Source organism: Nocardia acidivorans NBRC 108247, from assembly GCF_001625085.1.
GTDB lineage: Bacteria > Actinomycetota > Actinomycetes > Mycobacteriales > Mycobacteriaceae > Nocardia > Nocardia acidivorans.
In genome coordinates this window covers 53,325-74,276 of the sequence record NZ_BDAW01000033.1, presented here as the reverse complement: position 1 = coordinate 74,276, position 20,952 = coordinate 53,325, and the positions used below count along the sequence as shown (strand labels likewise).

The 20,952-nt window shown below is 66.6% G+C and carries 22 protein-coding genes; 13 read left to right on the top strand and 9 right to left on the bottom strand.

Going from position 1 to position 20,952, the window contains the following annotated elements:
• The first annotated feature begins 80 nt into the window (after positions 1-80).
• From NA10_RS19205 to NA10_RS19180, 6 genes are all read left to right on the top strand, one after another.
• Positions 81-1,139 carry a LacI family DNA-binding transcriptional regulator gene (locus NA10_RS19205; protein ID WP_067569961.1) on the top strand — a complete coding sequence of 353 codons (1,059 nt, stop codon included), beginning with the start codon at positions 81-83 and terminating at the stop codon, positions 1,137-1,139.
• Between the two features lie 7 nt (positions 1,140-1,146).
• Positions 1,147-2,100, top strand: coding sequence for a sugar ABC transporter substrate-binding protein (locus NA10_RS19200; protein WP_084514944.1), 954 nt, complete (start codon positions 1,147-1,149; stop codon positions 2,098-2,100).
• Positions 2,101-2,180: 80 nt separating this feature from the next.
• Positions 2,181-3,707: a sugar ABC transporter ATP-binding protein gene (locus tag NA10_RS19195; protein WP_067569898.1), complete on the top strand. Its 1,527-nt coding sequence runs from the start codon at positions 2,181-2,183 to the stop codon at positions 3,705-3,707.
• Positions 3,704-4,705 (top strand): ABC transporter permease, encoded by a 1,002-nt coding sequence (locus tag NA10_RS19190; RefSeq protein ID WP_067569896.1) that lies wholly within the window; start codon positions 3,704-3,706, stop codon positions 4,703-4,705. Before NA10_RS19195 ends, NA10_RS19190 begins: the two co-directional genes overlap by 4 nt.
• A 121-nt stretch (positions 4,706-4,826) precedes the next feature.
• The gene (locus NA10_RS19185; RefSeq protein ID WP_067569894.1) at positions 4,827-5,153 is read left to right on the top strand and encodes a hypothetical protein; all 327 of its coding nucleotides are present in this window, start codon (positions 4,827-4,829) and stop codon (positions 5,151-5,153) included.
• A 6-nt stretch (positions 5,154-5,159) separates the two neighbouring features.
• Positions 5,160-5,801: a cysteine hydrolase family protein gene (locus tag NA10_RS19180; RefSeq protein ID WP_067569892.1), complete on the top strand. Its 642-nt coding sequence runs from the start codon at positions 5,160-5,162 to the stop codon at positions 5,799-5,801.
• A gap of 14 nt (positions 5,802-5,815) precedes the next feature.
• On the opposite strand, the gene NA10_RS19175 is transcribed toward NA10_RS19180, so the two are convergent.
• Positions 5,816-6,124, bottom strand: coding sequence for a hypothetical protein (locus tag NA10_RS19175; RefSeq protein WP_157556612.1), 309 nt, complete (start codon positions 6,122-6,124; stop codon positions 5,816-5,818).
• 132 nt (positions 6,125-6,256) lie between these two features.
• Positions 6,257-7,591, bottom strand: coding sequence for a putative glycoside hydrolase (locus NA10_RS19170; protein WP_245677599.1), 1,335 nt, complete (start codon positions 7,589-7,591; stop codon positions 6,257-6,259).
• Between the two features lie 112 nt (positions 7,592-7,703).
• Between NA10_RS19170 and NA10_RS19165 the strand changes: the two genes are divergently transcribed.
• Together NA10_RS19165 and NA10_RS19160 are read left to right on the top strand one after the other, a co-directional pair.
• Positions 7,704-8,699: a polysaccharide deacetylase family protein gene (locus NA10_RS19165; RefSeq protein ID WP_067569888.1), complete on the top strand. Its 996-nt coding sequence runs from the start codon at positions 7,704-7,706 to the stop codon at positions 8,697-8,699.
• Positions 8,700-8,917: 218 nt separating this feature from the next.
• Positions 8,918-9,529 (top strand): dihydrofolate reductase family protein, encoded by a 612-nt coding sequence (locus tag NA10_RS19160; protein WP_174562529.1) that lies wholly within the window; start codon positions 8,918-8,920, stop codon positions 9,527-9,529.
• A gap of 50 nt (positions 9,530-9,579) precedes the next feature.
• On the opposite strand, the gene NA10_RS38190 is transcribed toward NA10_RS19160, so the two are convergent.
• From NA10_RS38190 to NA10_RS19145, 4 genes are all read right to left on the bottom strand, one after another.
• A complete protein-coding gene (locus NA10_RS38190) occupies positions 9,580-10,455 on the bottom strand; it encodes a terpene synthase family protein (protein WP_218021550.1) in 876 nt (291 codons plus the stop codon).
• Entirely contained in the window at positions 10,410-11,843 is a 1,434-nt protein-coding gene (locus NA10_RS38185) for a terpene synthase family protein (RefSeq protein WP_218021549.1), read from the bottom strand. Before NA10_RS38185 ends, NA10_RS38190 begins: the two co-directional genes overlap by 46 nt.
• 174 nt (positions 11,844-12,017) lie before the next feature.
• Positions 12,018-13,553 (bottom strand): bifunctional phosphatase PAP2/diacylglycerol kinase family protein, encoded by a 1,536-nt coding sequence (locus tag NA10_RS19150; protein WP_067569884.1) that lies wholly within the window; start codon positions 13,551-13,553, stop codon positions 12,018-12,020.
• Between the two features lie 44 nt (positions 13,554-13,597).
• Positions 13,598-14,338 (bottom strand): glutamine amidotransferase, encoded by a 741-nt coding sequence (locus NA10_RS19145; RefSeq protein WP_067569883.1) that lies wholly within the window; start codon positions 14,336-14,338, stop codon positions 13,598-13,600.
• 120 nt (positions 14,339-14,458) lie between these two features.
• Between NA10_RS19145 and NA10_RS19140 the strand changes: the two genes are divergently transcribed.
• Positions 14,459-14,896, top strand: a complete 438-nt coding sequence (locus NA10_RS19140; protein WP_067569879.1) for a DUF8021 domain-containing protein — start codon at positions 14,459-14,461, stop codon at positions 14,894-14,896.
• Between the two features lie 4 nt (positions 14,897-14,900).
• On the opposite strand, the gene NA10_RS39180 is transcribed toward NA10_RS19140, so the two are convergent.
• Positions 14,901-16,163, bottom strand: coding sequence for a DUF445 domain-containing protein (locus tag NA10_RS39180; RefSeq protein WP_067569877.1), 1,263 nt, complete (start codon positions 16,161-16,163; stop codon positions 14,901-14,903).
• A gap of 161 nt (positions 16,164-16,324) precedes the next feature.
• On the opposite strand from NA10_RS39180, the gene NA10_RS19130 reads away from it, so the two are divergent.
• Positions 16,325-17,221: an alpha/beta fold hydrolase gene (locus tag NA10_RS19130; RefSeq protein WP_067569875.1), complete on the top strand. Its 897-nt coding sequence runs from the start codon at positions 16,325-16,327 to the stop codon at positions 17,219-17,221.
• Between the two features lie 112 nt (positions 17,222-17,333).
• Here NA10_RS19130 and NA10_RS19125 read toward each other — a convergent pair whose 3' ends face one another.
• A complete protein-coding gene (locus NA10_RS19125; protein WP_067569873.1) occupies positions 17,334-17,999 on the bottom strand; it encodes an FMN reductase in 666 nt (221 codons plus the stop codon).
• A gap of 8 nt (positions 18,000-18,007) precedes the next feature.
• Positions 18,008-19,141 carry an LLM class flavin-dependent oxidoreductase gene (locus NA10_RS19120; RefSeq protein ID WP_067569871.1) on the bottom strand — a complete coding sequence of 378 codons (1,134 nt, stop codon included), beginning with the start codon at positions 19,139-19,141 and terminating at the stop codon, positions 18,008-18,010.
• A gap of 107 nt (positions 19,142-19,248) precedes the next feature.
• On the opposite strand from NA10_RS19120, the gene NA10_RS19115 reads away from it, so the two are divergent.
• From NA10_RS19115 to NA10_RS19105, 3 genes are all read left to right on the top strand, one after another.
• Positions 19,249-19,773, top strand: coding sequence for a FluC/FEX family fluoride channel (locus tag NA10_RS19115; RefSeq protein ID WP_084514938.1), 525 nt, complete (start codon positions 19,249-19,251; stop codon positions 19,771-19,773).
• The gene (gene crcB, locus NA10_RS19110; RefSeq protein ID WP_067569869.1) at positions 19,770-20,129 is read left to right on the top strand and encodes a fluoride efflux transporter CrcB; all 360 of its coding nucleotides are present in this window, start codon (positions 19,770-19,772) and stop codon (positions 20,127-20,129) included. Before NA10_RS19115 ends, crcB begins: the two co-directional genes overlap by 4 nt.
• 249 nt (positions 20,130-20,378) lie before the next feature.
• Complete coding sequence (locus tag NA10_RS19105) at positions 20,379-20,951, top strand: GNAT family N-acetyltransferase (RefSeq protein WP_067569868.1); 573 nt, start codon at positions 20,379-20,381, stop codon at positions 20,949-20,951.
• Position 20,952 lies beyond the last annotated feature (1 nt).

Sequence of the window (20,952 nt, the reverse complement as noted above, 5' to 3'; positions counted from 1 at the left end):
AAACGTTTTTTCGAAACCGCTCCGGCCGGACGGTTTTCGCTGCATACTCCTCAATCAACACGAGTTGATCGGGGTTGATCATGGTCACACGGCGAGATGTGGCGCGACTGGCGGGCACGTCGGAGGCCATGGTCAGCTATGTGCTCAATGACGGGCCGCGCGGGGTGGCGCCGGCGACGCGGGCGCGAATCGTGGCCGCCATCAAGGAACTCGGATACCGGCCCAATGCGGTGGCGCGATCGCTCAAGACCTCGCGAACCATGACATTGGGGCTGGTGGTCCCGGACAACTCGAATCCGTTCTTCGCCGAATTGGCCAGGGCCATCGAGGATGTCGCCTTCGAGGCGGGATACACCCTGTTGCTCGGCAACGCGATGGACAATGACGAGCGCGAGGCCACCTACATTCGGATACTCATCGACCGGCAGGTGGACGGGCTCCTCGTCGCCCCGGCGCACGGGGCCGGGAGCTGGGTCGCGGAACTCTCGGGCACGACCGTGCCGCAGTTGGTGCTCGATCGCGAGCTCGACCTACCCGGGGCCGCGCATGTGCTGGTCGACAATGAGGGCGGGGCCTATCAGGCCACCGAACATCTGCTGGCGCACGGGCTCTCGCGGATCGGCTGTATCGCGGGCCTGGAAGGCATCCATCCGACGGTCGACCGGGTGGCCGGGTGGCGGCGCGCACTCACCGATGCCGGACAGCGCCCCGGCGACGGCCTGCTGGTGCATGCCGCCTTCGGCCGCGCGGACGGTTATCGCGCGGGCCGCGCCCTGCTCGCCGGACCCGACCGGCCCGAGGCGCTGTTCGTCGCCAGTGACGAACAAGCCCTCGGAGTCCTGCGCGCCGCAGCCGAATTGGGACTTCGGGTGCCGCAGGACCTGGCGATCTGCGCCTTCGACGGTATCGAGGGCAGCGCGTACACCGTGCCCGCGCTCACCACCATGCGACAGCCCTTCGAACGGCTGGGACGTTCGGCGGTCGAATGGCTGCTGGCGAAGATGGCCGATCCGGGGTTACCGCCGACCCGGATCAGCCATGGCACCACCCTGGTCCCGCGCGGCTCCTGCGGCTGCCCGGACCCGCTCGGCGGTGATTCGGCGATCTCTGCCGAAGACCGGCTCCACCAAGAGAGGTAAATCCGACATGCACAGAGGCACAAGGACAGTGCTCGCCGTCGCCATCGCCGCCGCCACCGCGGCACTGGGCGCCTGCGGTACCGAGGACACCGCATCGGGACCGGCGACCGGCGCGAACGGCAAGCCGACCGTCTGCCTGATCATGAAGTCGCTCGCCAACGAGTACTTCCAGCAGATGCAGAAGGGCGCGAAGGATCACGTCGACCAACTCGGCACGCTGGATCTGCGGACCGCGGGCATTCAGAACGAGACCGATGTGGACGGGCAGATCGCACTGGTCGACAAGTGCATCACCCAGCGCGTGCAGGCCATCGTGATCGCACCGGCCGACTCCAAGGCGCTGGTGCAGTCGGTGGTCAAGGCGAGCAAGGCCGGGATCAAGGTCGTCAATATCGATGTGGCACTGGACCCGGGGGCGCTGTCGGCCGCCGGAGTGGATATTCCGCTGGTGGGGCCGGACAATCGCGCGGGCGCCAAACAGGTCGGCGATGTGCTGGCCAAGGCCGTGCCGGGCGGGAAGGTCGTCATCCTGGAGGGCAATCCGGGCGCGGACAACGCATTACAGCGCAAGAACGGTTTCAACGACACCGTCGCCGAGGCGAAGCTGACCCTGCTCGACTCCAAGACCGCGCACTGGGAAACCGATGAGGCGTACACGGTATTCGGCAATATGCTCACCGCGCATCCGGATATCCAGGGCGTCCTGGCCTCCAACGACTCCATGGCGCTGGGCGTGATCAAGGTGATCCAGGAACGCTCCGCGAACGTGAAAGTTGTATCCATCGACAATATTCCGGCGGTGAAGCCGTTCCTGCAGAACGGGCCGATGCTGGCCACGCTCGACCAGTACGGGTCCGAGCAGGCGGGTGACGGCATCGACGTCGCCATGAAGCTGATCTCAGGCCAGGCCGTCACCGGTTGGCAGAAGACCCGGATGAATGTGGTCACCGCCGGGGCGTGAGGGGCCCGGCGCGGACACGTGCCGGATGGCGTCGATCTCGGCGACGCCATCCGGCACATCCCGAGAGTAGTTGGAGCACAATGAATCCCGAAGCAGCAGCCGGGGCGATACTCGAGGTCACCGGCCTGACCAAACGTTATCCGGGCGTCACCGCGCTCGACGGTGTGGACCTGAGCGTGCGCGCCGGCGAGATTCACGTATTGATCGGCGAGAACGGGGCGGGCAAGTCCACGCTGGTGAAATGCCTTGCGGGCCTGGAGCATCCGGACTCCGGGCGGATGACGCTCGGCGGGGCCGAACATCGGCCCGGAAATGCCGCGGCGGCGTTGCGCGCCGGGATTCAGGTCGTCCACCAGGAGTTGGCGCTGCTGCCCGCACTGACGGTCGCCGAGAATCTCTTCCTGCAACATATGCCGCGCCGGTTCGGGATTCTCGACCGGCGGGAAATGCGCGGGCGGGCAGAGGGTCTGCTGGCGCAGGTGGGCCTGGAGGTATCCCCCGACACCCCGGTCGCACGGCTCGGCATCGCACAGATGCAGTTGGTCGAGATCGCCAAGGCGCTCTCCACCGAATGCCGGCTGCTGATCATGGATGAGCCGACCGCGACGCTCACCCCGCGCGAGACGGCGACGCTGTTCAAGGTGATGCGGCGACTGCGCGAAGAAGGCGTGGCGATCATCTTCATCTCGCATCATCTCGATGAGATATTCGAGATCGGCGACCGGGTCACGGTGCTGCGCAATGGAACCGGCGTCGCGGCGCGGGACATCGCCGAGCTCGACATACCCGAGCTGGTGCGCATGATGGTGGGGCGCGATCTGGCCGCGGAGTATCCGCCGGTGACCGCACGGGCCGTCGGCGACGAACTGTTGAGCGTCCGCGATCTGACGGTGACACCGCGGACACCGGCCATCTCGTTCGCGGTGCGCGCCGGTGAGGTGGTGGGCGTGGCGGGGCTGGTCGGCTCCGGGCGCACCGAGGCCATGCGTGCCATCTTCGGCGCGGATCGGGCCGCCGGGGGCGTTATCGCGGTGCGCGGCAAGCGGACCCGGGTGCCCAACCCCCGGGCGGCGGTCCGGCACGGTATCAGCTTTCTGACCGAGGATCGTAAGGCGCAGGGGTTGGTGCTCGACCTGTCCATTGCCGCGAACCTGAGCCTGGCCGGGCTGTCGAAGGTCAGCAGCTCCGGCCTGCTCCGCAGGGGCGTCGAAAATGACGCCGCCCGTGCGCTTTCCGAGAAGTTGCGAATCAAGGCGAGCGGTCCCGAGCAGACCGTTCGCGCGCTCTCGGGCGGCAATCAGCAGAAGGTGGTGCTGGGGCGCTGGCTCGCCGCCGACGCCGATCTGCTGATCGTCGACGAGCCCACCCGGGGCATAGACGTCGGCGCACGCTACGAAATCCACCAGTTGCTATTGGATTTGGCCGAGGCGGGCAAGGGCGTGCTGATGGTCTCCTCCGATCTGTCCGAGCTGATCGGCATCTGCGATCGCCTCATCGTCTTCTCGGCGGGCCGGATCACCGGGGAGGTCGCCCGCGCCGACTTCGACGCCGAACACATTCTCAATCTGGCCTACTCCGGCTATCTCAAGAACGGTGGTGCAGCATGACATCCCTGAGCACGGCGCGCGCCGAAACCCGAGCCGGCCGGGTGCTGAGTCAGGTGCTCGGCGAGGCCGGGATCGGCGTGGCGCTGATCGCGCTGGCGGCGTTCTTCCTCGCCGCCGCACCGCATTTCGCGACCACCGGCAATATTCGCGACATCATGACCCAGATCACGCTGAACACCATTCTGGCGGTCGGCATGACCTTCGTGATCCTGGTGGGCGGTATCGATCTGTCGGTCGGTTCGGTGATCGCGCTCTGCGCGGTGGTGGCGGGCAAGGCGATGGAGAACGGCGGCTCCTCCGGTATCCCCATGGCCATCGGACTCAGCCTGCTCATCGGCGCGCTCTGCGGACTGATCAGCGGTTTCGTCACCGAACGCTGGCGGGTGCCGTCCTTCATCGTCACCCTCGGCATGCTCTACTTCGCGCGCGGTGCGGCCGAGCAGTACACCGACGCCCGCACCATCTACAACCTTCCGCACGCCCTCACCGCCTTCGGCACCCGCACCATCGCCGGGATACCCGCCGTCTTCGCGGTGGCCCTGCTCATCGTCGCTCTGGCCTGGTTCGTGTTGTCCCGCACCGTTTTCGGCCGCCTGGTCTACGCCACCGGCAACAATGAGGAAGCCGTCCGCCTCTCCGGCCACCGCACCAATCTCATCAAGATCATCTGCTTTGTCATAGGCGGCGTCTGCGTGGGCGTGGCCGCGGTCATCTACATGGCCCGCCTCGGCGTGGCCAGCCCCATCCTCGGCCAGGGCTATGAACTCAATGCCATCGCCGCCGTGGTCATCGGCGGCGCCAGCCTCTCCGGCGGCCGCGGCTCGGTCATCGGCACCCTGCTGGGCGCCTGCCTGTTGGGCGTCCTCACCAACGGCCTACTCCTGATGGGCGTCTCGGACTTCCAGCGCACCATGGTCACCGGCGCCGTCATCATCATCGCCGTAATCCTCGACGCCTACCGCAAACGCCTGATGACCCACCTCTCCGCCACCTCCTGACCTTCCCAACATCGGAAACATCGGGCTACCGCGAATATGGCAGGGTCCTCAATCGGGGTCACCTGGGCTGGGGGGGTTCGGTACGGATGCATCGCAAACGCTGATAGGAAGTTCAAAGTTCATGAAGATCATTGCTTTCGATCGATTCAAGCCGGGTGTCACACTGGAGACCATCACCCCCTTCCTCCCCGAGGAAGTGGCCAATGTGTGGCGGCTGTGGAAGGCCGGGATCGTGCGGGAGAACTACGCGCGGGCCGATGAGCCGGGTGTGGTGATCGTGTTCGAGGTGGAGAGCGTCGATGAGGCCAAGCGGTACATCGAGGACTTTCCATTGACCAAGAAGGGTTTCCTGGAGTGGACGTATGTGCCGGTGACCGCACCGCTGCCGCTGGAGGCGCTGATGGCCGACACCGTCGACGTCGCCGAACCCTACGACCGGACCAAGTGAGGCGAGATGCGATACGCGTACGGACTGACCATTCCGCAGACCATCGAGGATGCGTGCGATCCGAAACGGATGGCACTGCTGATCTATGACATGCAGGTCGGAATCGTACGGCAGATACCCGACGGGGAACGCATTGTCGAAGCCTGTGTACAGCTGCGGGATGCCGCCCGCGAGAGGGGGTTCCGGGTGTTCTACACCCGGCACATGTCGATACCGGTGGCCGCGGCGGGCGTTTCGCAATTGCGCACGGCTATGGAGTGGCAGCACGTCGACGATCCGGCCCAGGTGCACGCGCCCTTCCTCCAGGGCTCACCGGCATATCAACTGGTGCCCGAACTGGAACCCGGCCCGAACGAGGTGGTCTTCGACAAGATCGCCATGTCCGCCTTCACCGGCACCCCGCTCGATATCGCCCTGCGGGACTTGGGAATCGACTCGTTCGCCGTGGCCGGCATCGCGCTGGAGATCGGCATCGAACCCACCGTGCGGCACGCCACCGACCTCGGCTACCTCCCGATCATGGTCACCGACGCCTGCGGCGCCGGACATCAGGAGGCCGCCGAACGCGCCTATGCCACCTTGGCTTTCGCAGGCGGCTCACGCACCACCGATACCGCGTCATTGATCAAACTGATGCATCGCGACTGACGGGACCGCCCCGCTCATAGTCGCCGCTGCGCTCGGACCACTCGTGCGAAGTACACGGGAAAGCCACCGACCACGATCAGCACCATGGCGATGACCAGCACCCCGTGTACCGCCAGCACCACCCCGGCGCCGAAGCAGAGCAGTCCGAGCAGCAGTAGCAATATCTCCCCGCCCGGCGTCACATAATCGGCGCGGGGAGTTTGCGAGGGCCGGATCGGCACCGTGTAGTACGGGGCCGAACGCGCCGGAACGTACCCGAGCGGCGGTCTCCCCCGCCGCCACCGCGGCCGTGCCCGAACCGCCCTGTTGACCATCCGAACCATCGCGCTACCTCGCAGCCCGAAAACGATTCCATAACAATCAGGCTCCAAGTACAGCACCCGGAACCGACATATACAGCCTTCGTCCCGAAGCTCACCTATGTCCGGATCGCCGAGGCGGCTGGACGGTTGCCCTCAGGCCGGATCCAGCGCCCCCGAGTGATAGCGCACCGCCGCATTCCACAGGAAGAAGCTCGGGATGCCCACCGCCGCGGCCGCATCCACCTGCGCGCGCACCTGCGCATCGCCGTAGTTCACTCCGAGGCTGAAATCCTGCAACCACGGAATCACCTTGGCCCCGGTGCCCTCCACCTGGCGCTGGAAGTCCTGGAGCGAGCGGAAGACGATGTCGTACGGCTGCGAATTCGGGCTGGCCACATCGTATTCCCCCGCATTCCAATGCGACGGATAGAGCATGGGCGCGACGTAGTCCAGATGCCGGGCCATGAGCGGGATGTCCTGTGCGATCTCCTCGGGCCGGGTGGCGGCGATACCGAACACCGCCGCGCTCTGGAAGGCTCCCGCCGCCCGCACGGGATCGCGGCTCTCGCGCAGGAATTCGGCGATGGAGTTGGCCGGGGTATCGGTCAGCCCCGGGAACACCATGCTGGACAGCGGCCCGTCCGGCCGCCGAATGTAGTCGTACATGATCTCGTCGAAGCCCAGCCCGGCGGCCTCGGTCGCGAGATCGATGTTGTAGCGGCGCATCTCGGCACTGGCGAAGTTGGTGAAGGCGATGGCCCCGTAGTGGCTCGCGTACGGTCCGCCGCCCGGATTCTGGATCACCCAGTCGGGATGCCCCGCATGCCATGCCCATTCGGCCATGGTGCGATCACGGAACGCGACAATCCGGCCCACCACACGAATTCCCATGTCGTGCAAGGTCTTCAGGGCTTCGGTCGCATTGTAGATACCCGCCGAGGCCCCGGCGTCCCGGGCCAGCGGCACCTGCGAGTCGTAGCCGACGACGCCGTCCTCATCCTTGATATCGAGTTGGACGGTATCGATCCGCCCCTCGCGCGCCATATTCAGCACATCCTCGCGCATGGGCTCGTAGGCCCAGGCATACGCGGTGACATGCACGGCCCGAATCCGCGGCACCTCGGCGCGGACGGTGATGGGCCGGGTCAGGGTCTTGCCGTCTGCATCGGTGGCCACCACCGCGGCGTCGGAGGTCAGACGCGGCAGGGTGACCTGGAAGCCGCCGTCGGCGGCGGGCGTCACCGGCTGTCCGCCCACGGTCAGGCTCTTGGCCCCGGTCGCGGTGCCGCGCACGGTGATCGGGGCGTGCAGTGAGGTGACCGCCTCGGGTTGATTCACCTCCAGGGCCAGCGGAATCACCGCCGCCGCGGTCCGCGCCGCGGGATCGGCTCGCAGGAAACCGATGATCACACCGGCCACGACAATCACCACCACCGCGGCGACGACCGCCAGTCGTCCTCGCCCGGCGGCCGGGACCCGCTTCAGCACGCGCACACCAACTCTCACTCTGGGTACCCCAAACTATCCGCTGTCCGCGCGCGCCGCGCGTGAGATTCCCGACTCTCACCCGAGACGGATTGGCGGACAGTAGAGTTCGACAATGGCCAAGATCGCGGTCCTGCGGGTGATCACCGCGGCGCTGCTTCTACTCGCCGCCGCCTGCGCCGCACCCGAGCAGCAGACCGCCGCGCCCAGCACACCTCCCGCGACCACGACGGTCCCGCCGCCCGATCCGGCCGCCGTCGGCGCGAATGAGCTCGGCGTGGTGCCGATCCTGATGTATCACCAGCTGTCCCGGACCCCGGCCGGTGATTACGATCAGACCCCGGAGAAGTTCCGCGCGGAGCTGGACCGGCTGCTGCGGGAGAACTACCGTCCGATTACGGTGTCCCGCTACATCTCCGGCGCGATCGAGCTGCCCGCGGGCACCCATCCGGTGGTGCTGACCTTCGACGATTCGACCACCAGCCAGTTGTCCTTCACCGCCGAGGGCGCGCCCGCCGCGGACACCGCCATCGCGATTCTCGAGGAGTTCCGCGGTGCGCATCCCGAATTCGGTGCCACCGCAACATTCTTCGTGAACAATGAACCGTTCGCCGATGATCCGCGCGCCCTGCCCTGGTTGGCCGCGCACGGGTACGAGATCGGCGCGCATACCGCCACCCACGCCAATCTGGGGCGGCTGGACAGCACCGGCGTGCAGCGGGAGTTCGTGCAGAATCTGCGGGCCATCGCCGCGGCGACACCGAATCAACCGGTGCGGACAATGGCTCTGCCCCTGGGCATTTCACCCGCGGATCACGCCCTGGTCAGTGCGGGCAGCTGGGACGGCACACCGTATACCTTCGACGCGGTGCTGCTGGTCGGCGCCGAACCCGCGCCCTCCCCCTTCGGCGCGCTCGATCCCACCGCCATCCCCCGTATCCGCTCGGGCCGCGCTCCCGTGCCGTTCGACTCCGGCTACTGGCTCGATCAACTCGCCGAACATCCCGAGCGGCGCTACACCTGCGATGGCGATCCGGCGCGAATCTCCTTCCCGCGCGCGCTTTCCACCGAAATCACCGCGCGCTGGTCGCCGCGGTCTGCGCCGTACTGAGCACCGCCGCGGGGTCGTCCCCGGCCTCGTCACGGCGGGCGAAACGGGGTTCGGTTCGCGCGCACCATCATCGACGCCCAGGATGCGGCGTGCGAGAACACCTATCGACTCGAACACGGTGATCGCCCCGGCTGGTGACCGCGCTCGGGCCGCGGCGATTAATTCCGGCGGGACGGCCCGTCTATATGGGTGACACCCCCTGACCAGAGGAGCACATCATGCGGAAAATCACTGCGGGCCTGTTCATTTCGCTCGACGGCGTCATCGGCGACCCCCAGGACTGGCACTTCCCGTACTTCAACGACGAGATGGGTGAGGCCGTCGGCTCCCAGCTCATGACCGCCGACACCCTGCTGCTGGGCCGCGTCACCTACGAGGGCTTCGCCGACGCCTGGCCCGCCCGCGAGAACGCCGGTGGCGAGGATGCCAGAATGGCCAAGACGCTGGGCGATGCCCGCAAGATCGTGGTCTCGCATCAGGATCTCGACCTGCCATGGCGCAACTCCGAACTGCTGCGCGGCGATCTGATCGAAGGGGTCAAGGCCCTCAAGGCCGAGCCCGGCGCCACCGATATCGGTATGAGCGGCTCCCCCTCCATCGTCCGCCAGCTGCTGGCCGCGGGCCTGCTCGACGAACTCCACCTGCTGGTGCACCCCATCGCCCTGCGCCACGGCCTGCGCCTCTGGGACGAGAGCACCCCGATCCCCCTGAAGCTGCTCTCGTCCAAGACCTTCACCACCGGTGTGCTGCACCTGGTCTACACCTCCGACGACCAGGCCCCCGAGGGCGGCTACGAGCAGGCCCTGAAGCATCAGCCCACGGCCCAGTAGTCGAGACCGACCGCGCGGCACTGACTCCGGGCCGGTGGCCGGGTATCTCCTCAGCCGGAAGTGATCTGGGAGGCGGTGCGGGGCGGAGCGATGCGCAGGCCGTGGGTGCCCAGGCCGGTGGGGCGGAGGAAGGGCAGCGTTGGGAGGGAGGCGGGGATGGGCGGTTGCGGCCGGAAGCGGTGGAGCAGGTGCGACTCCCGGTAGCGGCGGCAGTTCATGTGCCAGTTCAGGATTGCGGCCATCCGGCCCTGAAGTTCGGCGGCGCGCTGGTTCAGCACGTCGCGAACGGATTCGTCGAGGTCGTACTCCTCGTAGAGGGTGGGGAGTTCGACGGCGACGACATGTTCGAACTGTTGCATGCGGGCGGTCATGAGGTCATTGACCAGGGTGACGGCGCGGTCGCGGTCGCAGTCCAGAAAATTGCGGATGACGCTGACGCCGTTGTGGAAGTCGCCCTCGAACTCGGTCTCCTTCTGATAGGAGAACAGGTCGTTGAGCAGGATGGCGTAGTCGGCGGCGGTGTTCTCCAGATTCGCGAGGGTCTGCGTCCGATAGATCTGCGGCGGAACGAGATTGCCGTGCGGCGGGCGCGAGAGCGCCTTGGTGAGATCGGAGCCGAAGGTGTCGCGCCGCATCTCCACGTAGTCGATGGGATCGGGGATGCGGTGCAGGGTGTGATTGAGCACCTCCCATTCGCACGCGGTGAGGAAACTCTGGACGGCCCTGCGGAATTCATGCCGGTGATCGGTGTCCATAGCCGCGGTGGTGCGAGTCCACAGATCCAGCAGCCCGAGTTCGAGCGGGTTGGCCGGGGTCGCGGTGACGGGCTCGTCGATCGGCATGAACTCCTGTAACCGGCGGCCCTGCACCTTGGCGGCGATCAGATTCCGGGTCGGGAAGAAAACCGCCGGGTAGTAGTCGTCCACATACGTGCCCCAGCGAGCCAGGAGGTGGCCAGATCCAATTCGTCACCGGTGGCGTCGGGATCCAATCCCGCGGAGCAGAGCGCGAAGTCGAAATCACGCAGATCCTGTTCGGTCCAGATATTCGCCGGGAATCCTGGGGCCGGTTCGAGCATGCCCATCGCACGCGTCCAGTCGACCACATTCTCCCGTGCGCTCTTCAGCAGTGGATTGAGCCGGAGTTCGAAGGGCATGTAGATCTCCGGCAGCGGAGTCGCGCCGACCTGTTCATACGGTTGATGCGCGACCCGCGCGAATCGCTCGAGCCCCAAACTACTCGGCGTTATCCCCAGCGCGGACATGCCCAGCCCCGCGGGTGCGAAGGCCGCCAGCAGTGGATGGGCCGCACTCTTGCGACTGCCCCTGTTCATATACCGGCTGGAGCGCAGATGCCATTCATGCCCGCCGGACTGCCAATCCTGTAATCCCTTGGCGTACAGCGAGACATCGGCCTGTTCGGCCGGGCTCACCCCGTATTCGGCGAACAGCAGCGGCAATTCGGTGAGCGCGGTGTACTCGAACTGCTGCACGCGCGAGGTGAGCAGATCGTTCACGATCTCCGCGGCGGTCTGGGTGTCCACCTCGAGAAAGCGCTCCATGACCAGAATGCCATTGGCGTTCTCGCCCTCCTGCCGCACCTCGCGCTCATAGGAGAAGATGTCATTGCGCAGGTGAACGGCATCGGAGAAGGTATCGGAAAGCACCCGCAGCGGCCGGGTGGGCGCGAGCCGCGCGGGCACCTGGGCGTGCACGGCATGCTCGACCAGATTGGCCGACCACGGCGCACCGCCGACCTTGCGCCGCATTTCGACGTACTCGATGGGATTGGCCACGCGGCCCTCGGCGATATTGTTCAACTCCCAGCGCGACTCCTCCAGCAGCGCCTGCGTGGTGGTGGCGAAGCGCCGCCGCCAATCCAGCGACATGCTCGGCACCGTGCGCGGCCACAGATCGGCCAGGCCGCGCTCCACCGGATTGGTCGGTTCGGGCATATCGATGCCCTCGAGCGGCATGAATTCGCGCAGCCGCTCCAGGTATTCGCGCGCACCCCGCATATCGCGAGTACGCTTGTACAGCTCGAGGAAATGGTCGTCGAAATAGAACACCCAGACGTACCAGTCGGTTATGAGATCCAGCTCCGCGCCATCGCAGTCGGGATGGGTGTAGGCGCAGAGCAAGCCGTAGTCGTGGCGCTCGAGATCGCTCTCATCCCAGATGTGATAGCCCTGCTGCGGTTCGAAGAATCCCATCTCCGCGGCCCATTCGCGGGTATGGGCGCGGGCCTGCTCCAAATACGGATTGAGCCGGGCCGGATAGGGCATGTAGAAATCGGGAAGTTCGAACGGCTGCACGGCACAACCCCCTGGATCCTCGACCAAAACGCTATTGTTCCGATTGCGGGCGGAGCGAAGAGCACTGGACTGATGACCAGCGGAAGTTCCTGTGCGGCAGGGTTTCTGCCCTCATACAAGGTACGACCAGCGCGGTCAACTTTCACGAGAATCAGCGATTGCGGACTACCGGACCTACCCGCGATGGTGCGGCCGGGGCCGATTCACCCAGCGCGGATTGGATTCGTCGCGGCGGTAGGCCGTGACCTGACCCGCGATCGAGAAGTGCACGCGAATGGCCTCGGACAGCACCTCACCGTCCGCGGCGACGGCCTCGGGTTCGTTCAGATGCACGGTCAGCTCGGGCACCTGGATCTCGCCGTACACCTTGCTGCGGCCGATGGCGGCAAGCAGCAGCGCCAGCACCGCCCGGCTCCGGGAGAAGCGGATATCGGCCCGCAACCAGCGCACATCCAGGAGTCCGGCATCGAGGCGGGAGCGGAAGGCCGGAACCGCGCCGTGCGGGTGATACGGGCCATTGCCGACGAATACGAACCACACATCGTGCCAGCGGCCTTCGAAGCGGATGCGGATCGGCTCCGCGCGCCGCAGCATGGTGATCAGCGCGACGGCGAAGGCGGGCCATTTACCCCAGCGGCCCTGCCACTTCTCGCGCAGCCGCACCAGCTCCGGATACGCGCCCAGGCTGGCGGTATTGATCAGGTGATGGGTGCGCGATCCGGTGGCGGTCTCCAGCTCCACACTCGCGATATCGACCGCGACGGCCTCCCCCGCACCGGTGGAGTCCACCACCTCCTGGAGGTCGTACACCCCCAGATCGCGCGCGAAGTGATTGAGCGTGCCGGTCGGAATAACCACCAGCGGAAGACCATTGGTGAGCGCCACGGTGGCCGCCGCGGCAATGGTGCCGTCGCCGCCCGCCGCGCCGACCGCCAATACCTCGGTGCTGCCGGTGAGTTCGCGCAGCAGGGTCTCGAGGTGTTCGGCGCAGTCACGGCCGGGCTCGGTGCGATGCACGATGGCCGCGGGCAGGGCGGCGACCACATCGTCGTACGGGTCGTAGCCGGCCGCGCCGGAGACCGGATTCACCAGCACCACAAGACCTTTGCCATCCACCATGGTGGGCGCTTCGCGAACCGGGTGCGCCGCGGCCTCATCCGAGACGCGCACCGGCCACCAGCGCTGGGTGGCCAGCGCGATACCGGAACCGACCGCCGCGCCGACGAATACGTCCGAGGGCCAGTGCACGCCGGTGTGCACCCTCGAGTACGCGACCGTCGCGGCCAGCGGCGCCACGACCAACGCGGTGCGCGGGCTCTCCAGCGCGACCGCCGTGGCGAAGGCCGCGGCCGAGGCGCTGTGCCCGGACGGGAAGGACGACGAGGTCGGGAAGCGCACGGCCCGCCGCTGCGAGGGCAGCGCCTCCGCGGCCGGGCGGCGGCGCGCGAACATGGACTTGAGCAGGACATTGACGGTCAGGCTCGCGCCGCCGACGGAGATGACCCCGCGCAGTGCGGCCCGGCGCGTGGAGCCCTGCCGGGCGGCGAGCAGCAGGGCGATCCCCGCCCACAGCACACCGCGATCGGCGGTATGGGTCAGGCGCAGCATGCCGCGATCGACCGCCGTCACCGGAATCCGCGCCACCGCGCCATTGACCCGTTTGTCGAGATTGCCTACCCGCTGGAACTTTCGCCCGAACCACGCACTCACCCCGTCGAACCTACCGGGTGAGCGCCGCTGTGCGGGTGGCACGTTCATCGGCCGAGGTAGTAGCGGTCGACGAAGCGGCGCAGGATCTCCGCCGGCACCGGCACCGATTCGCGATGTCCGAGCTCGGTCAACAGGTCGGCCTCCTCTGGATCGAAATAGCCCGCATTGCGATAGATTTCGATGCGCAGCGCGAGTCCGTCGCCATCGAGTTCCGGATGGAATTGGGTGGCGTACACGTGTTCGCCGACCCGCACCATCTGCACCGGGCAGCCCGCCGAGTCCGCCAGCAATACCGCACCGGGCGGCACCTCCTGGCAGGCTTCCTTATGTCCGACGAAGGCGCGAAAGGCGTGCGGTAGGCCCGCGACCAGCGGATCCTGCCCGGCCTGCGGGGTGAGTTCGATGGTGGTGGCCCCGGCGGTCTCACCGTAACGCTCATCACTGACCCGCCCGCCGAGCACATCGGCGAGAATGCTCAGCCCGTAGCAGGCCCCGAGATACGGAAAGTCCCGCGCCACAATCTCATTCAGGAGTTCCCGCAGCCTGGGCTCGAATTTGCGCTGGTAGTCGTATTTGCGATCGTCCGGATTACTGACATTGCTGGGCCCGCCGCCGACTATGACCGCGGAGTAATCGTCCAGCAGCAGCTCGGGAAATCCCAGATCCATCCGCACCCGCACCACATCGCTTGCTCCGAGCCCGCCCATGCGCAGGATGGCCTCGTATTCGTCATCCGCGGCGGCGGTCTCCGGGCGCAACTGCAGTAGCAGGCAGGGCTTGGGCATGGATTCGATTATGGAATACCCGGCCGCGAGAAAACTGAGAAGTCCCTTTAGCGAGCATTCCGCCCGATCGGACTCGGCGATCATGGCGCCTACCGCCGGGTAGTAGGTCAGGATGTGCGCATGAGAATGAAACAGGTTGCAGTGGCCTCCGCAGTCGCGGCGGCGGCGCTCACCGTCGGCTCGGGAAGCGCCGGGGCAGCGGCGGATCCGATGCTCAGCCGCAACGAGGCCATGGCCGAGGCGTATCTCGACGCCCTGGTCTCACACGATGCCAGTGCGGTCCGCTTCACCCCCGACGCCACCCGCGTGGAGGCCGGATTGCAGACCGGCTACTCCGGACCCCAGCTCAGCAACGACCTCGAACACGGCGTTCAGTACCGGGTCGTCCAGCGCATCCGCGAGGTCCACTTCACCGAATCCGGGGATGTGGTCACCGCCCGCTACCTGCTCGACTCCGGCGTCGCCGGAATCCGCCTCATGACCGTCGACATCACCGAAACCTTCGCCATGACCGACGGCGCCATCCACACCATCGTCGCCACCATCACACCCGTCTGAGCGGTCAGACCCCGAAGATCGCCAGGTGGATCAGCCCGCCGACCACGCCCAGGGCCGCGCCGTGCACGAAGAGCAGCCATTCGTCCTGCCGGGTGGCCGAGCGGAGCAGGTCCACGAAATCCTGGCGATCCAGGGCGCGCATCTGGATGGCGACGAAATCGCGGATGCGGGCGGTTTGGGAGGACAGGAACGAGGGGTCGGAGAAGGCGGTGTGGGCCAGCGACAGGATCTCCGGCGTGGCGTCGGATTTGAGCCGGTCGTAGCCGGAACGGCCCAGGGAGAAGCGCAGGGCCGGTTTGGCCTGGCCGACCGCCTGATCGATCGAGGCGCTAAGAATCGAGTCCAGCATGGCGGTGGTGCGGTCGGCGCGCGGCCCGGCCAGTAGTTCGCGAGCGAGGTTCTGGGGCGTCATGACCTCGCCCGCAATGATTTCCGCGTAGCCGTCGGCGATCTCGTTGCGGCGCCTGAGCATCAGGCCCTGCCGCCACGGCACCCACCACTTCGGATGCAGCGGTTCGTAGATCATGGTGATGCCGACCCAGTTCACGATGTAGCCGATCACCACCCCGCCGAGCGGCAGCACCCACCAGTACGGGAAGAAGTGCAGGACCGCGACCAGCACGAAACCCATGGGGAAGCCGAAGTAGAAGCCGAAGTTCTGCATGAATCGCAGTTCGGCGGCGGCGATCTCACGGAAGATGCGATTGATCAGGCGCGGGTTCGCGGTGAGATGCCGGATGGTCATCCACTTGGGGTCGATCAATTCCTCGATATATTCGCCGATGGCATCGGTAATGGCGCGGGCGCTGGTGGGCAACTGCTCGGCGACCCGGCGATACACCAGTTCGCGCGCGGATTCGGGCAGGTTGAACCACAATTGCGGATTCCGGCGCTCGAGAATGCGCGCGACGATGGCCGGAATCTCCGGTCTGGTGAGCGTGACCAACTGTTCGGCGATGCCGTCCGGATCGAGCTCCCGATAGAAGTCCGACATGCTCCCCAGTTTGGAGAACCCCTTGTCGACGGCGATGCTGGACATCTTCTCCGCGCGCGAGGGCACGATCCCCTGCCAGCCGATCCGGCCGTCGTCGGACAGCAGCGGCAGCACCTGGATCCGCCGCGGCAGGTAGGGGAAGACCCAGCGCAATCCGGGCAATCGGAATCCGTGGAAACGGATCGGCTCGAACAACATGAGGATGCCGGTCCAGTTCGTGACATAGCCGATGACCCCGGTAAACAGCGGAATGGTGATCAGCTCGAGCCACACACACCAGAGAGTACGGCCCCACGGACGTGCATATGGGCGATTTTCACCCTTCGGGCGAGTGCGCGCCGCCGGTCCCGGCGGCGGGATGCCGAACGGTAGCCGACGATCACCGCCCGATCGGCTCGGGGCGGGGTCCCGGCAGCGCCGGATATCGTGAACCCATGGCTGAATTCGGCAGTGCCGCCGCATCCCGACCGCCCGCGATCGACGGGGTGCGGCGGTCGTTCGTGACGGCCCGCGGCGTGCGATTCCATGTGACCGAAGCCGGTCCCGCCCGGGGACGACCGGTGCTGCTGCTGCACGGCTGGCCGCAGCATCACTACGCCTACCGCGACCTGCTCGCGAATCCCCCTGCGGGACTGCGGATCATCGCGCCGGATCTGCCGGGGTACGGGTGGTCCGGACCCGCACCGCACAAATGGGCCAAGGATGATGTGGCCTCGGACCTGTTCGCGCTGCTCGATGCGATGGGCCTCGAGCGGGTGCTGCTCGCCGGGCACGATTGGGGCGGCTTCATCGGATATCGGATGATCCTGCGCGAGCCGGACCGTTTCTCCGGCTACCTGGCCATGAATATGGCCCATCCCTGGGTGCCCACCTCGGTTGTGGCGCGCAATCTTTGGCGCTTTTTGACCTATCAGCCGCTGATCGCCATCGCGGGTAAACCGGTGCAGCGGCGCACCGGCTTCCTGGAATGGCTGATCAGCAGCGCCATGACCGATCGCACCGCGGTCACCCGCGAGGTGGTACGCAGCTTCTCCGAACGCTTCCGCGATCCGGTCTGCGCGCAGGCCGCCACCGACACCTATCGAACCTTCTGGCTGAAGGAGATTCCGCGGGCGGCCCGCAATCCCGAACGCCGTCGCGGCACCGTCCCGATCCACGCCCTGTTCGGCGTCGACGATGCGGCGGTGCACCACTCCATGGCCGATCCCGCCACCGCCCGTGCGGACGACTACACCTTCGAAGGTGTCAGCGGCTGTGGACATTTCATCATCGACGAACGCCCCGACCTGGTCCGCGCCCGCCTGGTCGAACTGGCCGACAGCACCGGATAGCGCTCAGGATTCCCCGGTGCGGCGAGAGACGGCGCACCAGCGCCCAGGTGCCGCCGATCACCAGCAGCGCGAAGATTACCGGGCCGCGGAATAGCTCAGCGCCGGCGGCCGATCAGCGGCGGACGGCACCGTTTCCGGTGTGTCCGGCGAGGAGGCTGCTGAAGGGGGTTACCGCGGCGAGGGAGTTTCCGGAGACGCGTTCGCGGGGCTCGGTGTCCTGGAGGAAGCCGCCGACGGACGCGGGTTCGGCCACCACCAGGGTCGCGAATTCGGCTGCGGCGCGGCGAATCCGGTCGTTGAGACCGGCGGAGCCGAAATCCTCGGTGGCGGCGAAGACGCCGGTGGGGACGACGACCGCGCGCAGGTAGGTGAAGAGCGGGCGCATGGCGTAGTCCAGTACCAGCGAGTGGCGCGGGGTGCCCGCGGTCGCCGCGATCAGCACCGGCATATCGTTCAAGGCATCCGGGTCCAGGATGTCGAAGAACATCTTGAACAGACCGCTGTAACTGGCGGCGAAGACCGGCGTGACGGCAATCAGCCCGTCCGCCTGCGAGATTCGCTCCCGCACGGCCGTGATGGCGGGTGTGGGAATGCCACCGGTCGCCATGGTGGCGGCGAGTTCGGTTGCCAGCTCCCGCAGTTCGATCACCTCGAACTCCACGCTCTCCCCGCGCCCGCCGATCGCCGCGTCCACGGCGGCGGCGAGCTGATCGGCGAGCAGGCGCGTCGAGGAGGGCTGGGACAGCCCGGCGGTGAGTACGACGACTGTACGACTCATCTTGTGCCTCAATTCGATTCGACCGGAAGCCGGTCACGCGAAGGATCGACCAGGTGGTGCGGGGCGTCCGGCCCGGCGGCGACCAGACTGGCATGGGTGGGCGGATCGCTGGGCACATGTTCGGGGCGGCGCAGCTCGAACTCCTTGCGCAGCACCGGAACCACCTCGCGACCCAGGATCTCGATCTGCTCCAGCACCACGTCGATGGGGAGTCCGGCGTGGTCCATCAGGAACAGCTGACGCTGGTAGTCACCCGCGTAATCGGCGAAGCCGAGGGTGCGCTCGATGACCTGCTCCGGCGTGCCGACGGTCAGCGGCGTCATCTCCGAGAAGTCCTCTAGCGAGGGTCCGTGCCCGTACACCGGCGCGTTGTCGAAGTACGGCCGGAACCGCTTCTTCGCCTCGGCCTCGGTCTCGGCCATGAACACCTGTCCGCCGAGTCCGACAATGGCCTGATCGGCGCTGCCGTGCCCGTAGTGCTCGAAGCGCTGCCGGTACAGGCGCACGATCTGCTCGGTGTGCTCCTTGTTCCAGAAGATGTTGTTGTGGAAGAACCCGTCGCCGTAGTACGCGGCCTGTTCGGCGATCTCGGGCGAGCGGATCGACCCGTGCCAGACGAACGGCGGGGTGTTCTCCAGCGGTGCGGGCGTCGCGGTGAAGCCCTGCAGCGGTCCGCGGAAGTTGCCCTGCCAGTCGATGCGCTGTTCGCGCCAGAGCCGCCGCAGCAGGTGGTAGTTCTCCACCGCCAGCGGGATGCCGTCGCGAATATCCTTGCCGAACCAGGGGTAGACCGGCCCGGTATTTCCGCGTCCCATCATGAGGTCGACGCGCCCGCCCGCCAGATGCTGGAGCATGGCGAAGTCCTCGGCGATCTTGACCGGATCATTGGTGGTGATCAGCGTGGTCGCGGTGGAGAGGATGAGCCGTTCGGTGCGTGCGGCGAGGTAGCCGAGCATGGTGGTCGGCGATGACGGGACGAAGGGCGGATTGTGGTGCTCGCCGGTGGCGAAGACGTCGAGGCCGACCTCTTCGGCCTTCTCGCCGATGGCGACCATCGCCTGGATCCGCTCCGCCTCGGTCGGGGTGCGACCGTTGGTGGGGTCGGTGGTGACGTCCCCGACGGTGAAGATTCCGAACTGCACGAGTCCTCCTCGGATCGAAAGGCCATGCTAGTGGATATGGCAACCAAATGAACCAGGGGTTCCGGCGGGTTATTCCACTAGGCTGGTCGATCGATGCGGAGACCACGATGAGTAGCGAAGTGGCGGACGGGGACGCCGCACCCGAATCGATCGAACCACTCGGTGGCACGATCGATTCCGATATCGACGTGCACGCCCCCGCCCAGCGCCGCGAACTGCGCGACCATCCGGTGACCGTGCTCACGGTGATCGCCGTCGGCGGTGCACTCGGGGCGCTGGGCCGCTACGGACTGGCCCGGCTCTGGCCGACCCCCGCGGGCGGATTCCCGTGGGCCACCTTCACCACCAATGTGCTCGGCTGCTTCCTGATCGGGGTGCTCATGGTGGTCATCACCGAGATCCGCGCGGCGCATCCGCTGGCCCGGCCGTTCCTGGGCGTGGGAATTCTCGGCGGTTTCACCACCTTCTCCACCTACGCCAACGAGACGCGCGGCCTGCTGCAACCGGGCACCGCCACGACCGCCTTCGGCTATCTGGCCGCGACCCTGCTGTGCGCACTGCTGGCCACGCTCGCGGCGGTCGCGCTCACCCGCGGCCTGCATTCGACGCTGAGCGCGGGGGATGCGCGATGACAACCCTGCTGATCGCCCTCGGCGCGATGGTCGGCGCACCGCTGCGCTATCTCACCGATCGCGCGGTGCAGACCAAGCACGACAGCATCTTTCCGTGGGGCACCTTCACGGTGAATCTGATCGGCTGCCTGATCCTGGGCGGCCTCACCGGGGCGGCGGTGTCCGCACCCGTGTACGCGCTCGCGGGCACCGGTTTCTGCGGTGCGCTCACCACGTACAGCACCTTCAGCTTCGAAACGGTGCGACTGGCGGAACGGCGCGCGTATCTGTACGCGGCCACGAATATCGTGGTGAGCGTGATCGCCGGACTGGGCGCCACCCTGTTGAGCTACAGCGCTTTTCAGGCGATGTCCTGATCGTCGGACATCACCACTGTCTCAGTCGATTCTGTTGTGCGCCAAGCTTTTTGAGCGCGACACCTTAAATCAAAACCGCACCCCCTGCAATGGTGTGATGAATTGTTTTATGCCACAACGCGAACGGGGTGCGGGATAATCCCAGGCATGTAACCTACTGGTCAGTAGCATTACAAGGCAGAGGGAAAAATCTTGGATCAGTCGGGTGTACCGGTTATCCGCCGGGCTACCGAGCACGACATAGCGGATATGGCACGGATCATCGCCAGGGCGTTCGCGTCCGATGATCCCATCGAGGAGTACGTCTTCCCAGACGTGGGAAATCGGCATCGCAGATCACCGCGCATGCTGCGCATCATGATTCGGTATCGATTCCTGCCCGCCGGCGGCGCCGCGGTCTCCACGGTGGACGGGAAAATCGTGGGCGCACTGCTGTGGTATCCGGCGGGGTATCGCAAATCAATATGGCGCGAGGCGATTTCGGGTCCGCTGTTGCTGTGGGCCATGGGCGCGGGCACCACGCGGGGCATACACGTGGACAACGCCATCGCCGAGGTCCGCCCCGAACAGGGTCATCACTTCATGGTGTATCTGGGCGCGGACCCCACCGTGCAGCGCTCGGGAGTCGGTCGCTCACTGGTCAATTGGCTCGACGCCCTGGCCGATCAGCGCGGCGAGACCGTGGGCGGTATCTGCAAGGACGGCAATATGCCGTACTACGCCACCTTCGGCTATGAACTGGTTCGCCGGGTCCGTATCGGGAGTACCGGACCTGAGATGAACTTCGTTCTGCGGCAACCGGTTCCGGTGCCGTCGGAGTAAT

What these genes read in the sequence shown, in the direction of transcription:
- NA10_RS19145 (WP_067569883.1), bottom strand. Translation starts at nt 14,338, where the DNA reads ATGCCCAAGCCCTGCCTGCTACTGCAGTTGCGCCCGGAGACCGCCGCC.
- NA10_RS19200 (WP_084514944.1), top strand. Translation starts at nt 1,147, where the DNA reads ATGCACAGAGGCACAAGGACAGTGCTCGCCGTCGCCATCGCCGCCGCC.
- NA10_RS19165 (WP_067569888.1), top strand. Translation starts at nt 7,704, where the DNA reads ATGGCCAAGATCGCGGTCCTGCGGGTGATCACCGCGGCGCTGCTTCTA.
- NA10_RS19130 (WP_067569875.1), top strand. Translation starts at nt 16,325, where the DNA reads ATGGCTGAATTCGGCAGTGCCGCCGCATCCCGACCGCCCGCGATCGAC.
- NA10_RS19190 (WP_067569896.1), top strand. Translation starts at nt 3,704, where the DNA reads ATGACATCCCTGAGCACGGCGCGCGCCGAAACCCGAGCCGGCCGGGTG.
- NA10_RS19115 (WP_084514938.1), top strand. Translation starts at nt 19,249, where the DNA reads ATGAGTAGCGAAGTGGCGGACGGGGACGCCGCACCCGAATCGATCGAA.
- NA10_RS19125 (WP_067569873.1), bottom strand. Translation starts at nt 17,999, where the DNA reads ATGAGTCGTACAGTCGTCGTACTCACCGCCGGGCTGTCCCAGCCCTCC.
- NA10_RS19185 (WP_067569894.1), top strand. Translation starts at nt 4,827, where the DNA reads ATGAAGATCATTGCTTTCGATCGATTCAAGCCGGGTGTCACACTGGAG.
- NA10_RS19160 (WP_174562529.1), top strand. Translation starts at nt 8,918, where the DNA reads ATGCGGAAAATCACTGCGGGCCTGTTCATTTCGCTCGACGGCGTCATC.
- NA10_RS19140 (WP_067569879.1), top strand. Translation starts at nt 14,459, where the DNA reads ATGAGAATGAAACAGGTTGCAGTGGCCTCCGCAGTCGCGGCGGCGGCG.
- NA10_RS19205 (WP_067569961.1), top strand. Translation starts at nt 81, where the DNA reads ATGGTCACACGGCGAGATGTGGCGCGACTGGCGGGCACGTCGGAGGCC.
- NA10_RS19195 (WP_067569898.1), top strand. Translation starts at nt 2,181, where the DNA reads ATGAATCCCGAAGCAGCAGCCGGGGCGATACTCGAGGTCACCGGCCTG.
- NA10_RS19180 (WP_067569892.1), top strand. Translation starts at nt 5,160, where the DNA reads ATGCGATACGCGTACGGACTGACCATTCCGCAGACCATCGAGGATGCG.
- crcB (WP_067569869.1), top strand. Translation starts at nt 19,770, where the DNA reads ATGACAACCCTGCTGATCGCCCTCGGCGCGATGGTCGGCGCACCGCTG.
- NA10_RS19105 (WP_067569868.1), top strand. Translation starts at nt 20,379, where the DNA reads ATGGCACGGATCATCGCCAGGGCGTTCGCGTCCGATGATCCCATCGAG.
- NA10_RS19175 (WP_157556612.1), bottom strand. Translation starts at nt 6,124, where the DNA reads ATGGTTCGGATGGTCAACAGGGCGGTTCGGGCACGGCCGCGGTGGCGG.